The sequence below is a fragment of the Variovorax sp. Varisp53 genome (assembly GCF_059491555.1).
Window position 1 is genome coordinate 4719055 of record NZ_CP168512.1, and the last position, 16359, is coordinate 4735413.

17 protein-coding genes and 1 tRNA gene are annotated in these 16359 nt (G+C 64.7%); 12 read left to right on the forward strand and 6 right to left on the reverse strand.

What is annotated here, in order from left to right:
- Together ACEOAB_RS22075 and ACEOAB_RS22080 are read right to left on the reverse strand one after the other, a co-directional pair.
- Complete coding sequence (locus tag ACEOAB_RS22075) at window positions 1-672, reverse strand: lytic transglycosylase domain-containing protein (protein ID WP_056594031.1); 672 nt, start codon at window positions 670-672, stop codon at window positions 1-3.
- The gene (locus ACEOAB_RS22080; RefSeq protein ID WP_413749756.1) at window positions 669-2414 is read right to left on the reverse strand and encodes a proline--tRNA ligase; all 1746 of its coding nucleotides are present in this window, start codon (window positions 2412-2414) and stop codon (window positions 669-671) included. Before ACEOAB_RS22080 ends, ACEOAB_RS22075 begins: the two co-directional genes overlap by 4 nt.
- A 147-nt stretch (window positions 2415-2561) precedes the next feature.
- On the opposite strand from ACEOAB_RS22080, the gene ACEOAB_RS22085 reads away from it, so the two are divergent.
- Entirely contained in the window at window positions 2562-3230 is a 669-nt protein-coding gene (locus tag ACEOAB_RS22085) for an RNA pyrophosphohydrolase (RefSeq protein ID WP_007833253.1), read from the forward strand.
- A gap of 91 nt (window positions 3231-3321) precedes the next feature.
- Window positions 3322-3771, forward strand: a complete 450-nt coding sequence (locus ACEOAB_RS22090) for a CNP1-like family protein (protein WP_413749758.1) — start codon at window positions 3322-3324, stop codon at window positions 3769-3771.
- A gap of 41 nt (window positions 3772-3812) precedes the next feature.
- On the opposite strand, the gene proB is transcribed toward ACEOAB_RS22090, so the two are convergent.
- From proB to rplU, 4 genes are all read right to left on the reverse strand, one after another.
- Window positions 3813-4952: a glutamate 5-kinase gene (gene proB, locus ACEOAB_RS22095; RefSeq protein ID WP_056594037.1), complete on the reverse strand. Its 1140-nt coding sequence runs from the start codon at window positions 4950-4952 to the stop codon at window positions 3813-3815.
- A 79-nt stretch (window positions 4953-5031) separates the two neighbouring features.
- Window positions 5032-6108 (reverse strand): Obg family GTPase CgtA, encoded by a 1077-nt coding sequence (gene cgtA / locus ACEOAB_RS22100; RefSeq protein WP_413749759.1) that lies wholly within the window; start codon window positions 6106-6108, stop codon window positions 5032-5034.
- Between the two features lie 71 nt (window positions 6109-6179).
- Window positions 6180-6440 carry a 50S ribosomal protein L27 gene (gene rpmA, locus ACEOAB_RS22105; protein ID WP_007833244.1) on the reverse strand — a complete coding sequence of 87 codons (261 nt, stop codon included), beginning with the start codon at window positions 6438-6440 and terminating at the stop codon, window positions 6180-6182.
- Window positions 6441-6452: 12 nt separating this feature from the next.
- Entirely contained in the window at window positions 6453-6764 is a 312-nt protein-coding gene (gene rplU, locus ACEOAB_RS22110; protein WP_007833243.1) for a 50S ribosomal protein L21, read from the reverse strand.
- Window positions 6765-6955: 191 nt separating this feature from the next.
- Between rplU and ACEOAB_RS22115 the strand changes: the two genes are divergently transcribed.
- From ACEOAB_RS22115 to ACEOAB_RS22160, 10 genes are all read left to right on the forward strand, one after another.
- Window positions 6956-7948 carry a polyprenyl synthetase family protein gene (locus ACEOAB_RS22115; protein ID WP_056594043.1) on the forward strand — a complete coding sequence of 331 codons (993 nt, stop codon included), beginning with the start codon at window positions 6956-6958 and terminating at the stop codon, window positions 7946-7948.
- Between the two features lie 51 nt (window positions 7949-7999).
- Window positions 8000-8076, forward strand: a tRNA-Pro gene (locus ACEOAB_RS22120).
- Window positions 8077-8189: 113 nt separating this feature from the next.
- Window positions 8190-9923, forward strand: coding sequence for a type IV-A pilus assembly ATPase PilB (gene pilB, locus ACEOAB_RS22125; RefSeq protein WP_056594045.1), 1734 nt, complete (start codon window positions 8190-8192; stop codon window positions 9921-9923).
- A gap of 28 nt (window positions 9924-9951) precedes the next feature.
- Window positions 9952-11181 carry a type II secretion system F family protein gene (locus tag ACEOAB_RS22130; protein WP_007833240.1) on the forward strand — a complete coding sequence of 410 codons (1230 nt, stop codon included), beginning with the start codon at window positions 9952-9954 and terminating at the stop codon, window positions 11179-11181.
- Window positions 11181-12146, forward strand: a complete 966-nt coding sequence (locus ACEOAB_RS22135) for a prepilin peptidase (RefSeq protein WP_495653114.1) — start codon at window positions 11181-11183, stop codon at window positions 12144-12146. Before ACEOAB_RS22130 ends, ACEOAB_RS22135 begins: the two co-directional genes overlap by 1 nt.
- A gap of 8 nt (window positions 12147-12154) precedes the next feature.
- Window positions 12155-12763 (forward strand): dephospho-CoA kinase, encoded by a 609-nt coding sequence (gene coaE, locus ACEOAB_RS22140; protein ID WP_413749485.1) that lies wholly within the window; start codon window positions 12155-12157, stop codon window positions 12761-12763.
- 69 nt (window positions 12764-12832) lie between these two features.
- Complete coding sequence (locus ACEOAB_RS22145; RefSeq protein ID WP_413749486.1) at window positions 12833-14326, forward strand: MBOAT family O-acyltransferase; 1494 nt, start codon at window positions 12833-12835, stop codon at window positions 14324-14326.
- 1 nt (window position 14327) lies between these two features.
- The gene (locus ACEOAB_RS22150) at window positions 14328-15362 is read left to right on the forward strand and encodes a hypothetical protein (RefSeq protein ID WP_413749487.1); all 1035 of its coding nucleotides are present in this window, start codon (window positions 14328-14330) and stop codon (window positions 15360-15362) included.
- 30 nt (window positions 15363-15392) lie between these two features.
- A complete protein-coding gene (gene zapD / locus ACEOAB_RS22155) occupies window positions 15393-16148 on the forward strand; it encodes a cell division protein ZapD (RefSeq protein ID WP_056512709.1) in 756 nt (251 codons plus the stop codon).
- A complete protein-coding gene (locus ACEOAB_RS22160; protein ID WP_007833230.1) occupies window positions 16145-16357 on the forward strand; it encodes a DNA gyrase inhibitor YacG in 213 nt (70 codons plus the stop codon). The genes zapD and ACEOAB_RS22160 overlap by 4 nt, the downstream gene beginning before the upstream one ends.
- The last annotated feature ends 2 nt before the right edge of the window (window positions 16358-16359 follow it).

Here is a 16359-nt window from a genome sequence, read left to right on the forward strand (position 1 = left end):
TCAGCCTGCGGAGGCGGGGTCCTTCTCGCGCTCCCTGTCGTTGAACACCCAGAGCCGCTGGTTCGCGAACACCGCGTTCGGGTATGGCGACTTGCCGCGGCTGCCGTTGTAGCGGCCCAGCGTCATGTACAGGTCGCCGTTCTCGCGGTCGAGATAGTGGCGAAGAATGACGCAGCCGAAGCGCAGGTTGGTCTGCATGTGGAACAGCTTGGCCGGGTCGGCGTCGCCGATCACGCGCGTCCAGAACGGCATGACCTGCATGTAGCCACGCGCACCGGCGCTCGACACGGCGAACTTGCGGAAATTGCTCTCGACCTGGACCAGCCCGAGCACCAGGCTCACGTCGAGCCCCGAGCGCTTGGCTTCGTACCAGGCGGTCTGGAGGAATTCGATGCGCGACGGCGCATCGGCAACCTTCTTGCGCAGCCGCTCGCTCATCTCGCCCAGCCAGCGCAGGTAGGCGAGCCGGGCCTCGGTGTTCGCGAACTGGGGCACCGGCGGTGCCTTGTTGTGGATGGCCGAACTGAGCGCGGTGCGCACCGAGTCGATCAGCGGCTCCTCGATCTGCGCACCGGCCAGGGCGGTCTGAGGCAGCGACAGCATGGCGAGGGCGCTTGCCGTCACGGCGCCGCCCAGGCACTGGCGTCGCGAGAGGCCGCCCTCCACGCTCATTTCGCGAGCTTGCCGGTGATGAACTCCGCGATGCCGGCCGCAGGCACCTTGGTGGCCGCCGTGTCACGGCGGTGCTGGTATTCGAGCTGGCCTTCCTTCAGGCCGCGGTCCGAGATCACCACGCGGTGCGGCACACCGATGAGCTCCCAGTCGGCGAACATCGCGCCGGGGCGCTCGCCGCGGTCGTCGAGCAGCACGTCGACGCCGGCAGCGAGCAGTTGCTCATACAGCGCTTCGGCCGCCACCTTGACCTCGGGGCTGCGGTCCATGCCGATCGGGCAGACCACCACCGTGAACGGGGCCAGCGCGTCGGGCCAGATGATGCCGCGCTCGTCGTGGTTCTGTTCGATGGCCGCCGCCGGCAGGCGCGTGATGCCGATGCCGTAGCAGCCCATCTCGAGGAACTGCGGCTTGCCGCCTTCGTCGAGGTAGGTGGCGTTCATGTCCTTGCTGTACTTGGTGCCGAGCACGAACACGTGGCCGACCTCGATACCGCGTTCGATGGCCAGCACGCCCTTGCTGTCGGGCGAAGCGTCGCCGGCGACCACGTTGCGCAGGTCGGCGACCAGGTCGGGCTCGGGCAGGTCGCGGCCCCAGTTGACGCCGGTCATGTGGAAGTCGATCTCGTTGGCGCCCGTGATCCAGTCGGCCATGACAGCCACCTCGCGGTCGGCCACCATCCTGACGGGCTTCTTGAGGTTCAGCGGGCCAAGGTAGCCCGGCTTGCAGCCGAAGTGCTCGTCGATCTCGGCCAGGGTCGCGAAGCGAAAGCCCTTGTCCAGGCCCGGCAGCTTGCCGACCTTGATCTCGTTCATCTCGTGGTCGCCGCGCAGCAGCAGCAGCCAGACCTGCGAGCCCTTGAGGTTGCCTGCGTCGTCGACGATGTCGGTGGCCAGCACGAGCGACTTGACTGTGGTCGACAGCGGCACGCCGAGCAGCACTGCAACGTCTTCGCAGGTGGCCTTGCCCGGAGTGGGCGTCTTCTCGAGCGCCTTGGCGGCGGCGGGGCGCGGGCCGGCCGGGGCCAGGGCCTCGGCCTTTTCCATGTTGGCGGCGTAATTGCTGTCGGGGCAATAGACGATGGCGTCTTCACCCGTGGCGGCGATCACCTGGAACTCTTCGCTCAGGTCGCCGCCGATGGCACCGCTGTCGGCCGCCACGGCGCGATAGCGCAGGCCGAAGCGGTCGAAGATGTTGCGGTAGGCCTGCGCCATGACCTGGTAGCTGGCCTTGGCGGCGTCGAGGTCGCGGTCGAAGCTGTAGGCGTCCTTCATGATGAATTCGCGCCCGCGCATCAGGCCGAAGCGCGGACGGCGCTCGTCGCGGAACTTGGTCTGGATCTGGTAGAAATTCTTCGGCAGCTGCTTGTAGCTGCGGATTTCCTGGCGCGCGATGTCCGTCACCACCTCTTCGCTGGTCGGCTGGATCACGAAGTCGCGGTCGTGCCGATCCTTGATGCGCAGCAGCTCGGGGCCCATCTTCTCGAAGCGGCCGGTCTCCTGCCAGAACTCGGCCGGCTGCACCACGGGCATCGTCATCTCGACGGCGCCGGCGCGGTTCATCTCCTCGCGCACGATGGCTTCGACCTTGCGGATCACGCGCAGTCCCATGGGCATGTAGGTGTAAATGCCCGTGCCGAGCTTCTTGATCATGCCGGCGCGCATCATGAGCCGGTGGCTCGCGACCTCGGCGTCAGCGGGCGCTTCCTTGAGGGTGGAGACAAAAAATCGGGAAGCTTTCATCGGGATTGCGGTGATGGATTCGCTGGATTCGAAGTTTGGAAGTGGGGGACTGCTCCCCCGGAGAGACCCTGAGAGCCTGGCATCGGCAGCTTGCCGAGGGCAACCCGGCATGCATAATCGACTCAGTTCAAAAATTGGGGTTTGATTATGCTCGACCGGGACGGCTTCAGGCCCAACGTCGGCATCATCCTGCTCAACCAGAGAAACCAGGTTTTCTGGGGCAAACGCATACGCACGCATTCCTGGCAGTTTCCGCAAGGCGGCATCGACCGCGGCGAAAGTCCCGAGCAAGCCATGTTCCGGGAACTGCACGAGGAAGTGGGGCTCCATCCGGAGCATGTGCGCATCGTGGCCCGTACCCGCGACTGGTTGCGCTACGAGGTGCCGGATCGGTTCATCCGCCGTGACGCACGGGGCCACTACAAGGGCCAGAAACAAATCTGGTATTTGCTGCAACTCACCGGCCACGACTGGGATCTCAACCTGCGTGCCACCGACCATCCCGAATTCGACGCCTGGCGCTGGCATGACTACTGGGTGCCGCTCGACGTGGTCGTCGAGTTCAAGCGCGGCGTCTATGAGATGGCGCTGACCGAGCTTGCTCGCTACCTGCCACGGCAGGATTTCCGCAACCGCTTCCTGCGCAGCAACGTGCGCGCCCGAGAATTCGAGCGCCATTCGCTGGACGCCGGGGCGCCTCCCGGACTGGACCTGCCGCCCGGCGGCAGTTTCGATCCGCATCCCGACATTCCTTCTGCGAGCGATGAACCTCCTGTCCACGACAACAAAGCGCCGTTCCTTCCGACGCAACGCTGAACGCGCCCTTCTTTTGGCCTGCTTCGGCATCCTTGCAGGATGCGCCTCGGGGCCGCACGACACGGACAATGCCGATTGGGCCCAGGCAGGCATGCCGCCGCCGCCCAAGCGCTACGAGACGGATAAAGAGTGGGAGGAAACCGCAACGCCCCCACCACCGGCCTTCAGCGAAAGCCGCCTGCTGCCGATCGAAATGCCGCCGTACATGAGCTTGAAGTTCGGCATCGACCCGAACACGATTGCGATCACGGGCGACGGCATCGTGCGCTACGTGGTGGTGGCACACAACCGCAATGGCGGCGCCGTCAATGCCTTCTATGAAGGCGTACGCTGCTCGACCGCGGAAATGAAGAGCTATGCGCGCTACAACAACGGCGCCTGGCAAGACGTCGCCAAGCCCGAGTGGAAGCGCCTGAGCGACCTGAATTCGAGCTACACCCGGGCGCTGTCGCGCCAGGCCCTGTGCCGCGGCAATGCGCCGCGCGCCTCGATCGGGGAAATGGTCCAGAACATACGCAACCCGATACGGGAAGTGCAGTAGTCAATCCATCAACGGGGCCTTGCGCCCCGTTGTTGTTTTCATCAGCTGGGCATCAGCACCATGTTGTCGCGATGGACCATCTCGGGTTCCGCGACATAGCCCAGCAGGCGCTCGAATTCGCTCGAGGGCTTGCGGCACAGCAGGCGTGCTTCCACGCTCGAATAGTTGGCCAGGCCCCGGGCCAGTTCGACGCCATCGACGTCGCGCACCGCAATCACGTCGCCGCGCGAGAACTCGCCCGAGACACTGGTCATGCCGATCGGCAGCAGGCTCTTGCCTTCGGCACGCACCTTGGCGGCAGCGCCCGCGTCGACGACGACGGCGCCGCGCAGCTGCAGGTGATCGGCCATCCAGCGCTTGCGGGCCTGGTGCTTGGCGGTCTGCGCCACCAGCAGCGTACCGATGGATTCGCCTTGCGCCAGGCGCAGCAGGGCATCGGACTCGCGCCCCCAGGCGATGACGGTGGAGGCGCCCGAGCCGGCCGCACGCTTGGCCGCAAGAATCTTGGTGATCATTCCGCCGCGGCCGATGCTGGAGCCGGCGCCACCCGCCATGGCCTCGAGCGCCGGGTCGCCCGCGGCGGCTTCGTGCACGAACTTCGCGTCGGCGTCCTTGCGCGGGTCGGCCGTGTACAGGCCCTTCTGGTCCGTGAGGATGACCAGCGCGTCGGCCTCGACGAGGTTCGCCACGAGCGCACCGAGCGTGTCGTTGTCGCCGAACTTGATTTCGTCGTTGACGACGGTGTCGTTCTCGTTGATGACCGGCACCACGCCCAGCTTGAGCAGCGTGACGAGCGTCGAACGGGCATTGAGGTAGCGCTCGCGATCGGCCAGGTCGGCATGGGTCAGCAGCACCTGCGCACTGCCGATCTCGTTTTCGCGCAGCTTGGTTTCGTACATCTGGGCCAGGCCCATCTGGCCGACGGCCGCGGCGGCCTGCAGTTCATGGACCTCGTGCGGCCGGGTGCGCCAGCCAAGGCGCTTCATGCCTTCGGCGATCGCCCCGCTCGACACCATGACGACCTCGCGACCCTCGCGCACCAGCGCGGCCAGTTGCCGGCACCACTCGCCGATGGCTGCCTCGTCGAGGCCGCGTCCCTCGTTGGTCACGAGGCTGGAGCCCACCTTGACGACGATACGGCGGGCATCCCGCAAGGCTGTGGATCCGGAGTTCGAGGTCATTTTGCGGTGAAGGCTGCGAGGTTGCTTTTGTCTGTCTATCTGTCCGTTGGCAGCATCACGGGCAATGCTGCGGTGCCGCTCAAGCGCCCTCGGGAGGCAGCGGCGTGAAGCGCGGGTCGACGACCACCGGCGCATGCTCGGCCACCTGCTGCGCCTTGACCTGCTGATAGATGGCCTGCACCAGATGTTCGCAGCCTTCGCGCGTGAGCGCCGAGATTTCGAACACCGGCCCCTTGAAACGCAGGCGCTTCACGAAGTCCTTGACGCGCGCTGCGCGTTCTTCGGCCGGCACCATGTCGAGCTTGTTGAGCACGAGCCAGCGCGGCTTTTCGTAGAGCGCCGCGTCGTACTTCTTGAGCTCGCCGACGATGGCCTTGGCCTGTGCGACCGGGTCGACGTTGTCGTCGAACGGCGCCATGTCGATCACATGCAGCAGCAGGCGCGTGCGCTGCAGGTGCCGCAGGAAGAGATGGCCCAGGCCAGCGCCTTCGGAAGCGCCTTCGATCAGGCCGGGAAGGTCGGCCACCACGAAGCTCTGCTCCGGACCGACGCGCACGACACCCAGGTTCGGGTGCAGCGTGGTGAAGGGATAGTCCGCGATGCGCGGGCGGGCGTTCGAAATCGCGCTGATCAGCGTCGACTTGCCCGCGTTCGGCATGCCGAGCAGGCCGACATCGGCCAGCACCTTGAGTTCGAGCTTGAGGCTGCGCTTCTCGCCCGGCCAGCCCGGGGTCTTCTGGCGCGGCGCGCGGTTGATGGCGCTCTTGAAGCGCATGTTTCCGAAGCCGCCGTCGCCGCCCTTGGCGATGGTGATAACGTCGCCTTCCTTCAGCAGTTCGAACAGCACTTCGCCCGTTTCGGCGTCGGAGATGATCGTGCCGACCGGCATCTTGAGCGTGATGTCGTCGCCCGCGGCACCGAACATGTCGGAGCCCATGCCGTGCTCGCCGCGCTTGGCTTCGTGCCGGCGCGAGTAGCGAAAGTCGACCAGGGTGTTGAGGTTCGAATCGGCCACCGCGAAGACGTGGCCGCCGCGGCCACCGTCGCCGCCGTTGGGGCCGCCGAATTCCTTGTACTTCTCATGACGGAACGACACGCAGCCGTTGCCGCCATCGCCCGCGGCGATGTCGATGAAGGCTTCGTCGACGAACTTCATGGGATGTCCAGTTTACAAATGAAGAAGCCCCGGCAATGCGGGGCCTCGGGCAGGTCGAAGTGACTCGAGGCTTACGCCGCGGGGGTCACGTTGACCGTGTGCTTGTTGAGTGCACCCTTGTGACCGAACGACACGTGGCCGTCGACCAGGGCAAACAGCGTGTGGTCCTTGCCCACCCCGACGTTCACGCCGGGGTGGAACTGGGTGCCGCGCTGGCGCACGATGATCGAGCCTGCGCTGATCAGTTCGCCGCCGAAAGCCTTCACGCCGAGCATCTTGGGCTTGGAATCGCGCCCGTTTCGCGTTGAGCCGCCGCCTTTTTTCTGTGCCATGGAATGTGCTCCTTAGCCGGCGATCGCGCCGATTTGCAGTTCGGTGAACTGCTGGCGATGGCCTTGACGTTTCTGATAGTGCTTGCGACGACGCATCTTGAAGATGTGCACCTTGTCGTGCTTGCCGTGTGACAGTACCGTGACTGTCACCGTTGCGCCGGACACCAGGGGCGTGCCAACCTTGATTTCAGCGCCGTTTCCGACGGCCAGAACCTGGTCGATCACGATTTCCTGGCCTACGTCCGCAGCAATCTGTTCTACTTTAATTTTTTCGCCGGAAGCAACGCGATACTGCTTGCCGCCGGTTTTTATGACCGCGTACATGTAAACCTCTTAGAAATGAGTCTCCGCAGCGAATTCCGCAGAGCCCAAGATTATAGCGCGGTTTGTGCTTGCTAACCACTCCCAGCCCAAAGCGCTCCCGGCAAACCGTGGCGGCTCCCTATAATTTGCGCCTTCCGGCCCTTCCCCAGCCTGGGTCGCCCTCATCCTCCGCAGCGCTCCGCGCCTCCGCTTTGCCAGTTCCCGCCGCCGACACCTCCCCCACCGCCACCGTGCTGGACCTGATTGCCGGCGACATGGTCGAAGTCGACCGTGTGATCGCCCGCCGCCTCGACACGGGCGTGCCGCTGGTCAGCCAGGTTTCCAAATACATCATCTCGGCTGGCGGCAAGCGCCTGCGGCCGGCGCTCCTGCTGCTGATGTCGGGCGCCTTGGGCTATACGGGCGAGCAGCGCTTCAATCTGGCGGCTGTCGTGGAGTTCATTCACACAGCCACCCTGCTGCACGACGACGTGGTCGATGAATCGACCCTCCGGCGCGGCCGGGCGACTGCCAACGAATCGTTCGGCAACCCGGCCAGCGTGCTGGTCGGCGACTTTCTCTATTCGCGCGCGTTCCAGATGATGTTGGATGCCAACAACATGCGCGTCATGCAGATCCTGGCCGAAGCAACCAATGTGATCGCCGAGGGCGAGGTGCTTCAGCTGATGAACATGCACGACGCATCGCTGGACGAGGCCGCCTATCTGCGCGTGATCCGCTCCAAGACCGCGAAGCTGTTTGAAGCCAGCACCCGCCTGGCGGCCGTGCTGGCGGGCGCCACCCCCGAAGTGGAGGAAGCCTGCGCCACCTACGGACAGGCGCTCGGCACCGCCTTCCAGGTGATCGACGACGTACTGGACTACGCGGGCGATGCCAACGAGACAGGAAAGAACGTCGGCGACGACCTGCGCGAAGGCAAGACCACACTGCCGCTCATCTTCGCGATGCAGCACGGAACCCCGGCGCAGAGCGAACTGGTGCGCGCCGCCATCGAAGCGGGCGACACCACCCAGCTGGGCAAGGTCGTCGAGATCGTGCGCGAAACCGGCGCCCTTGCTGCCTCGCGCGCCGCCGCCGCCGCCGAAGCACAGCGAGCAATTCATGCATTGAAGGACCTCCCGTCCAATTTGCACGCTTCAGGTTTGCTACAATTGGCGGCTCAGTTGCTTGAGCGACGTGCCTGAACACCTCACCTGAGTTGGCATCTAGGACGATTTCTTTTTTCTTGCAACCATCGGGGTGTAGCTTAGCCTGGTAGAGCGCTACGTTCGGGACGTAGAGGCCGGAGGTTCGAATCCTCTCACCCCGACCAGCCATTGGCTGGCATAAATAAATGGCCATGCCTGTTGCTGTGTAGCGATTTACAGCAAAGGCCTGTTCAGCGATGATCGTGAAGCATTTTTTCACATCTTTTTCATTCGTTGAATGGCCGCAGCCGAACTTCCAGTTAAAGAAACCTCGCAGATTGCCCTCCCCGGGCTTGCTCGCGCCCTGGTGTCGGCAGGCAAGCTTCCTGCCAGGGCGGCCGAGGACATCTACCAGAAGTCCCTGAGCGGCCGCACCAGCTTCATCGCGGAGCTGACCGGCTCTGGCGCCGTCTCGGCCGCCGATCTCGCCCACACCCTTTCCACCGCCTTCGGCGCCCCGCTGCTCGACCTCGACGCAATCGATCCCCAGCGCCTGCCCAAGGACCTGCTCGACCCGAAGCTGTGCCACGCGTACCGCATCGTCGTCCTCAGCAAGCGCAACAACCGTCTGATTGTTGCAACAGCCGACCCCTCGGACCAACAGGCGGCAGAGAAGATCAAGTTCGCTTCCCAGATGGGCGTCGACTGGGTCATCGCGGAATACGACAAGCTGTCGCGAATGATCGAAGCCGCCGCCGTCAGTGCAGCGGAAACGATCAACAACATCGTCGGCAGCGAGTTCGAGTTCGATGACGTCACGGCCGACACCTCGGGCGACAGCAACGAGCAGGCGGTCGCCGAAGTCGAAGACGCACCGGTCGTGCGTTTTCTCCACAAGATGCTGCTCGACGCGATCGGCATGCGCGCATCGGACATCCATTTCGAGCCCTACGAGCACCAGTACCGCGTGCGGTTCCGGATCGACGGCGAGCTGCGCGAAATCGCCAGCCCGCCCACCGTCATCAAGGACAAGCTGGCCTCGCGCATCAAGGTCATCTCTCGGCTCGACATCTCGGAAAAGCGCGTGCCGCAGGACGGCCGCATGAAGCTCAAGATCGGGCCCGATCGCGTCATCGACTTCCGCGTGAGCACCTTGCCCACGCTGTTCGGCGAGAAGATCGTCATTCGTGTCCTTGACCCCAGCAGCGCGCGCCTGGGCATCGACGCTCTGGGCTACGACGCAGACGAAAAGGCACGGCTCCTTCACGCCATCGGCCGGCCCTACGGCATGGTCCTGGTGACCGGCCCCACGGGCTCCGGCAAGACGGTGTCGCTCTACACCTGCCTGAACCTGCTGAACCAGCCGGGCGTCAACATCGCGACGGCGGAAGATCCGTCGGAAATCAACCTGCCCGGGGTCAACCAGGTCAACGTCAACGAACGGGCGGGCCTGACCTTCGCGGCCGCGCTGCGCGCCTTCCTGCGGCAGGATCCGGACATCATCATGGTCGGCGAAATTCGCGACCTCGAAACCGCCGACATCTCGATCAAGGCGGCGCAAACGGGCCACCTGGTGCTCTCCACGCTGCACACCAACGACGCGCCGACGACGCTCACGCGGATGCGCAACATGGGTATCGCGCCGTTCAACATCGCATCGAGCGTGATCCTGATCACCGCACAGCGCCTGACCCGGCGGCTGTGCACCCTCTGCCGCATGCCGGCCGACGTTCCGCGCGAAACGCTGCTCGACGCAGGGTTCAGGGAAGAAGATCTGGACGGCACCTGGAAGCCCTACCGCCCCGTCGGCTGCTCCGCCTGCAACGGCGGCTACAAGGGCCGCGTGGGCATCTACCAGGTGATGCCGATCTCGGAAGCCATCCAGGAAATCATCCTGCGCGACGGTAGCGCGCTCGACATCGCTCAGCAGTCCGAAAAAGAAGGCGTGCGTTCGCTGCGCCAGTCGGGTCTGCGAAAAGTCATGCAAGGTCTCACTTCGCTGGAAGAAGTGGTGGCCTGCACCAACGAATAACGAACACACACTGAGAACCGGAGATCGAATGGCAACAGTGGCATCCACCCGCTCCCAGCCCACGCACAAGGAATTTGTCTTCGAATGGGAAGGCAAGGACCGCAACGGCAAGGCGGTGCGCGGCGAACTTCGGGCCGCCGGCGAAAACCAGGTACAGGCCGCACTGCGCCGCCAGGGCGTGCTCGCCTCCAAGATCAAGAAGCGCCGCATGCGCTCCGGCAAGGCGATCAAGCCCAAGGACATCGCCATCTTCACGCGCCAGCTGGCGACCATGATGAAGGCCGGCGTGCCCTTGATGCAGTCCTTCGACATCGTCGGGCGCGGCAATGCGAACGCGAGCGTGGCCAAGCTCCTCAACGACATCCGCAGCGACGTGGAAACCGGCACCTCGCTGTCGGCCGCCTTCCGCAAGTTCCCGAAGTATTTCGACAATCTCTACTGCAACCTGGTGGAGGCCGGCGAAGCGGCCGGTATTCTGGAAGACCTGCTGGACCGCCTTGCCACGTACATGGAGAAGACCGAGGCGATCAAATCCAAGATCAAGTCGGCGTTGATGTACCCGACCTCGGTGGTGGTCGTGGCCTTCGTGGTGGTCGCGATCATCATGATCTTCGTGATTCCTGCGTTCAAGCAGGTGTTCACTTCGTTCGGAGCCGACCTTCCTGCGCCAACGCTGTTCGTGATGGCCATGAGCGAATTCTTCGTCTCGTACTGGTGGCTGATCTTCGGCGGCATCGGCGGCGGCCTCTACTTCTTCATGCAGGCGTGGAAGCGCAACGAGCGCGTGCAGAAGGTCATGGACCGCCTGCTGCTGCGCATTCCAATCTTCGGTACCTTGATCGAGAAATCCTGCGTGGCACGCTGGACCCGCACGCTGGCCACCATGTTCGCGGCAGGCGTCCCCCTCGTCGAAGCCCTCGACTCGGTGGGCGGCGCCTCGGGCAACAGCGTCTATGGCGACGCCACGGCGAAAATCCAGCAGGAGGTTTCCACAGGCACCAGCCTCACCTCGGCCATGACCAACGCCAATCTGTTCCCCTCCATGGTGATCCAGATGACCGCCATCGGCGAAGAGTCGGGCTCCATCGACCACATGCTGGGCAAGGCCGCCGACTTCTACGAATCCGAAGTGGACGACATGGTCGCGGGCCTCTCGAGCCTGATGGAGCCCATCATCATCGTGTTCCTCGGCACCATCATCGGCGGCATCGTGGTGTCGATGTACCTGCCCATCTTCAAGCTCGGCCAGGTCGTCTGATGCTCGTTTCGAGGGAGTTCGACACCGCGTTCGCCGGTGTGCTGGGGCTATTGATCGGCAGTTTCATGAACGTCGTCATCTACCGCACGCCGGTGATGATGTATCGCGACTGGCTCGCCGATGCCGTTGCCAACCTCATGCCGTCGAAGGATGCGCCCTCGCTGTGGTCGCTGGCCTTCGGTCCGAAAGTGTCGCCTCCCGCGGGGCTGGAAGCGGCGGCCGACAAGGCCGCCGCGGTCCTCGAAGCGCAGCCCCCTTTCGACCTCACGCGCCCCGCATCGCGCTGCGGAAACTGCGGGCACAAGATCCGCTGGTACGAGAACATTCCCGTGCTGAGCTATCTGGTGCTGCGCGGGCGTTGCGCGTCTTGCAAGACTTCGATCAGTCCTCGCTACCCGCTGGTCGAGCTGGTCACGGGCGCGCTGTTCGCGCTCTGCGCCTGGCGTTTCGGCATCACGCCGGCCGGGGTGCTCTGGGCCGCATTCGGCGCCCTGCTGATCTGTCAGTTCCTGATCGATTTCGACACCCAGTTCCTGCCCGACTCGCTCAACTACCCCCTGCTCTGGCTCGGCCTGGTCGGTGCGGCCATGGGCTGGACCGGCGTGCCGCTGAACTCTGCCGTCTGGGGTGCCGTGTTCGGCTACCTGAGCCTCTGGCTTGTGTACCATGGCTTTCGCCTGGTCACGGGCAAGGAAGGCATGGGCTATGGAGACTTCAAATTGCTTGCCGCGCTGGGCGCCTGGCTCGGCGCCGACTATCTCATCGCGATCATCCTCGTCTCTTCGCTGGTGGGCGCGGTGATCGGCGTGACGCTGCGCGTCGCCGGCAAACTGGCGCACAAGGACATTCCCATCGCCTTCGGCCCCTTCCTGGCCGGCGCGGGCCTCGTCTGCCTCGTGGCGGGCCCCGAAATCGTGAGGCAATGGATTCCGTTCGCCTTTCCCCTCGGCGCACTGATCCATTGACACACCGCATGGTGCGGCGCATCGGCCTGACGGGCGGCATCGGCAGCGGCAAGAGTACCGTCGCGGGGCTGTTGGTGGCCCAGGGGGCGGTGCTGGTGGACACCGACGCCATCGCGCGGGCCATCGCGCTCCCGGGCGGCATCGCCATGCCGGCCCTCGAAGCCGCTTTCGGCGCCGAAATCATCGCCTCCGATGGGGGCCTGGACAGGGCCGCCATGCGGCAGATCGTGTTCGCGGATGCAGGTGCCAAGGCCCGCCTCGAATCCATCCTCCACCCCTTGATCGGCGCCGAAACCCAGCGCCTGGCCGCGGCGGCCGGCGAGGACGCTGTCGTCGTGTTCGATGTTCCCCTGCTCGTCGAATCCGGCCGCTGGCGCACCCTCGTCGACCGGGTGCTGGTGGTCGACGCCACCGAGGAAACGCAGCTGAAACGCGTCGTCGCGCGCTCGGGCTGGGCCCCCGAAGCGGTCAAGGCGGTGATTGCCCAGCAGGCCACGCGCCCGGCGCGCCGGGCCGCCGCCGATGCGGTCATTTTCAACGAGTCCCTGACGCTGGAGGAACTCGGCCAGCAGGTTCAGGGTCTCTGGGAACGGTGGATCCGGGCAGGCACGCGATAATTTGGGGTTGACGCCGCGACGGCTACACGACGACCACGTCAAACGGCGCACGCCTCAGCGCCCCTCACGATGCTTTTCAATTCGTATCCCTTCATCTTCGTTTTCTTCCCGCTGGTCCTGATCGGCTTCTTCCTGATCGGTACGCGCAGCCCCCGGTCGGCGGCGGGTTTCCTGGCACTGGCGTCACTGTTCTTCTACGGGTGGTGGAGCGTCAAGGCACTGCCCCTCCTGCTGGGATCGATCTGCATCAACTACTGGTTCGGACTGCGGCTGACGCCTTCTCCGGGCCGCGAGGACAAGCATCGCAAGGCCTTGCTGATCATCGCGCTGGTGGTCAACCTCGGTGTGCTGGCCGTCTTCAAGTACGCCAACTTCTTCCTGGAAAACGTCGATGCCGGGCTGGCGGCCGCGGGCTTCTCGCAGATCGACCTGGTGCACATCGTGCTGCCGATCGGCATTTCGTTCTACACCTTCACGCAGATCGCCTTCCTGGTCGACTGCTGGCAGGGCAAGGTGCATGAGCGCAGCTTCGTCCACTACGCGCTGTTCGTGACCTACTTCCCGCACCTGATCGCGGGCCCGGTGCTGCATCACGCGCAGATGATGCCGCAGTTCAACAATCCGGCCACCTACCGGTTCAACGCGAACAACGTGGCGCTCGGACTGGGCATCTTCGTCTTCGGCCTGGCCAAGAAGATGCTGATCGCCGACCCGCTGGGACAGTACGCCGACATGATGTTCAAGGGCGTGCACGAAGGCGTGATGCCCTCGCTGTACACGGCCTGGTTCGGTGTTCTGGCCTACACGCTGCAGATCTATTTCGACTTCTCGGGCTACTCCGACATGGCGGTGGGCCTGTCGCTGTGCGTGGGCGTGCAGCTGCCGCTCAATTTCAGGTCGCCCTACAAGTCGACCAACATGATCGAGTTCTGGCGGCGCTGGCACATCTCGCTGTCGACTTTCCTGCGCGACTACCTCTACGTGCCGCTCGGCGGCAACCGCAAGGGCCCGGCGCGGCGCTACATCAATCTCTTTCTCACGATGCTGCTGGGCGGCCTGTGGCACGGCGCGGCCTGGACCTTCGTCATCTGGGGCGCGCTGCACGGCGCGTACCTGATGGTCAACCACTTCTGGAACGCCAAGGTGCGCCGCGGCAACACCAAGACCACTTGGTACGGCCGCGTGATCGGCTGGTTCATCACCTTCCTGTGCGTGATGATCGCCTGGGTGGTGTTCCGGGCCGACAGCATGACGGCCGCGGTCGAGATCTACAAGGGCATGCTGGGCCTGCACGGCGCGCCCGTGTCGGCCTTCAGCGAATTCCGCGTGCCGTTCCGCAAGCCCGAGTTCTTCCAGACCGTCTTCGCCGGCTTGGTGATCTGCCTGGCGCTGCCGCCCACCATCACGCTCGACCGCTGGATTCCCAACGTCGCGGGCCTGGCCGGACGCCCCCGCCTGCAGCGCCTGGCCACCTGGGTCACGGGCCTGGGTTGCGTCTATCTTTTTGGCCTGTGCGTGTCGAAGTTCGGCAGCTACAGCCCCTTCCTCTATTTCCAGTTCTGACATGGAAGACACGAAATCGGCCAGGACCTGGCTTCGCATCTTCGCCGCGGGCTACCTGGTGTGCTGCGCGCTGCTGGTCGCCAGCCTCTTCACCCCCGTTCCCTACGGCGACCTGACCCGCATCGGGCGCATCTCGGAGCGCGAGTTCGGCTGGCAGGTGCCACCGCCGCCGATTCCCGATGCCGACGTCAAGACCTGGCCAATCAACGAATCCGACATCCTGGTGATCGGCGACAGCTTCTCCGTGCGCTACGCCTGGCAGGCGTCCCTCGTGGGCGCAGGCTACAAGATGACGACCACCCATTGGGACAATCTCGGCGGCACGCTGTGCGACGACTTCCCGAGCTGGCTCGAGAAGTCGGGCTTCAAGGGCAAGGTCGTGATCGTCGAGAGCATCGAGCGCCTGCTGCAGGACCGCATCGAGAAGTCCGAGAGCTGCAAGACGATGAAGCACGCCTTCAAGCCGACGCCGCCGCCGTTCGAGAACCCGGCCAGGCCCGCGCCCGGCTTCCAGCTCAACTGGGACGCCCAGCTGCTCAGCGGCTGGTTCACGTACCACAACACCAAGGAGATCCTGGCCTCCGACAGCTGGACCAACACGCCCGAGCGCTGGGGTCCGCTGATCGACGCGCGCGTGGTGCCCGATGGCTGCAAGCAGTTCAGCCACCGCGCTTGCAACAAGCTGCTGATGACCGCCGAAGACCGCGTCAACGAGGCTCTGACGGCCGAGTCCGCGCAATTCATGAAGCGCTTCGAGCGCACGGCCGCCCCCTACAAGGTGGTGTGGATGGTCGTGCCCAACAAGACCACCGTGTATTTGCAACAAAACCATGCCGATGCATTCCGCGCCGCATTCAACCCGCAAAATATCGGGCCGGACCTGTTTGCGCTGGCCGAGCAGAACCGATTCAAGGTGAAGGATCTTTTCCCCGCCAACGAGACCCACGTTTCGACCCGGGGTTACATTCTTTTCGGCCAGCGTATGCTGGAGGCTGTGCGCGAGGTGTTGCCCGCACCGGCGGCCAGATCGCAATGAGCCCGAACCCGACGTGAAAAAACGAAACGCGTGATCCTCTACGAGTACCCCTTCAACGAGCGCATCCGCACGTATCTGCGGCTGGAGCACCTGTTTCGCCGCCTCGGCGAACTGGTGCCCGCTGAATCGCCGCTGTCCCATCACTACGCCCTGGTCACGATCTTCGAGATCATGGACGTCGCCGCGCGCGCCGACCTCAAGGCCGACGTGCTGCGCGACCTCGACAAGCACAAGAACGTCTTCAACAGCTATCGGGGCAATCCGGCCATCGCCGAGGCCGTGCTCGACCAGGTCGTCGGCCAGCTCGAAGGCAACTTCACCGCCCTCAACAGCGTGGCCGGCAAGGCCGGCCAGGCGCTGACGGAGAACGAGTGGCTCATGAGCATTCGCAGCCGCGCCGGCATTCCGGGCGGCACCTGCGAGTTCGACCTGCCCGCCTACTACGCCTGGCAGCACCGCCCCGCCGCCAGCCGCCGCGCCGATCTCGAACGCTGGTCGAACACGCTCTCGCCCCTGGCCTCGTCGATCTACCTGCTACTCAAGCTGCTGCGCGATGCCGACGTGCCCTACAAGGTGATCGCCAGCAACGGCCAGTTCCAGCAGAACCTGCCGCAGGGCCGCAGCTTCCAGCTGCTGCGCCTGCGCATCGATCCCAAGCTGGGCCTGATCCCTGAAATCAGCGGCAACCGCCTCATGGTCTCGGTGCGCCTGATGCGCCACGACGCGGACGATCGCCTTCACCAAAGCTCGGACGACGCGCCCTTCGAGCTGACCCTCTGCGCATGACAACGCGGTTGAACAGCAAGGGCGAGCGGATCGTCCGCTGCCCCACGTGCGGCGGCGACAGCATATACGCGCCGAGCAACGCCTACAGGCCCTTCTGCAGCGCACGCTGCAAGGGCGTCGACCTGGGCGCCTGGGCCAGCGAAGAATTCCGCATGCCGGCCGAAGCGCCGCCGGACGACGAGCCTTTCGGCGACCCGAAGATCCAGTAGGC

What these genes read in the sequence shown, in the direction of transcription:
- ACEOAB_RS22075 (WP_056594031.1), bottom strand. Translation starts at nt 672, where the DNA reads ATGAGCGTGGAGGGCGGCCTCTCGCGACGCCAGTGCCTGGGCGGCGCC.
- ACEOAB_RS22080 (WP_413749756.1), bottom strand. Translation starts at nt 2,414, where the DNA reads ATGAAAGCTTCCCGATTTTTTGTCTCCACCCTCAAGGAAGCGCCCGCT.
- ACEOAB_RS22085 (WP_007833253.1), top strand. Translation starts at nt 2,562, where the DNA reads ATGCTCGACCGGGACGGCTTCAGGCCCAACGTCGGCATCATCCTGCTC.
- ACEOAB_RS22090 (WP_413749758.1), top strand. Translation starts at nt 3,322, where the DNA reads ATGCCGCCGCCGCCCAAGCGCTACGAGACGGATAAAGAGTGGGAGGAA.
- proB (WP_056594037.1), bottom strand. Translation starts at nt 4,952, where the DNA reads ATGACCTCGAACTCCGGATCCACAGCCTTGCGGGATGCCCGCCGTATC.
- cgtA (WP_413749759.1), bottom strand. Translation starts at nt 6,108, where the DNA reads ATGAAGTTCGTCGACGAAGCCTTCATCGACATCGCCGCGGGCGATGGC.
- rpmA (WP_007833244.1), bottom strand. Translation starts at nt 6,440, where the DNA reads ATGGCACAGAAAAAAGGCGGCGGCTCAACGCGAAACGGGCGCGATTCC.
- rplU (WP_007833243.1), bottom strand. Translation starts at nt 6,764, where the DNA reads ATGTACGCGGTCATAAAAACCGGCGGCAAGCAGTATCGCGTTGCTTCC.
- pilB (WP_056594045.1), top strand. Translation starts at nt 8,190, where the DNA reads ATGGCCGCAGCCGAACTTCCAGTTAAAGAAACCTCGCAGATTGCCCTC.
- ACEOAB_RS22130 (WP_007833240.1), top strand. Translation starts at nt 9,952, where the DNA reads ATGGCAACAGTGGCATCCACCCGCTCCCAGCCCACGCACAAGGAATTT.
- ACEOAB_RS22135 (WP_495653114.1), top strand. Translation starts at nt 11,181, where the DNA reads ATGCTCGTTTCGAGGGAGTTCGACACCGCGTTCGCCGGTGTGCTGGGG.
- coaE (WP_413749485.1), top strand. Translation starts at nt 12,155, where the DNA reads ATGGTGCGGCGCATCGGCCTGACGGGCGGCATCGGCAGCGGCAAGAGT.
- ACEOAB_RS22145 (WP_413749486.1), top strand. Translation starts at nt 12,833, where the DNA reads ATGCTTTTCAATTCGTATCCCTTCATCTTCGTTTTCTTCCCGCTGGTC.
- ACEOAB_RS22150 (WP_413749487.1), top strand. Translation starts at nt 14,328, where the DNA reads ATGGAAGACACGAAATCGGCCAGGACCTGGCTTCGCATCTTCGCCGCG.
- ACEOAB_RS22160 (WP_007833230.1), top strand. Translation starts at nt 16,145, where the DNA reads ATGACAACGCGGTTGAACAGCAAGGGCGAGCGGATCGTCCGCTGCCCC.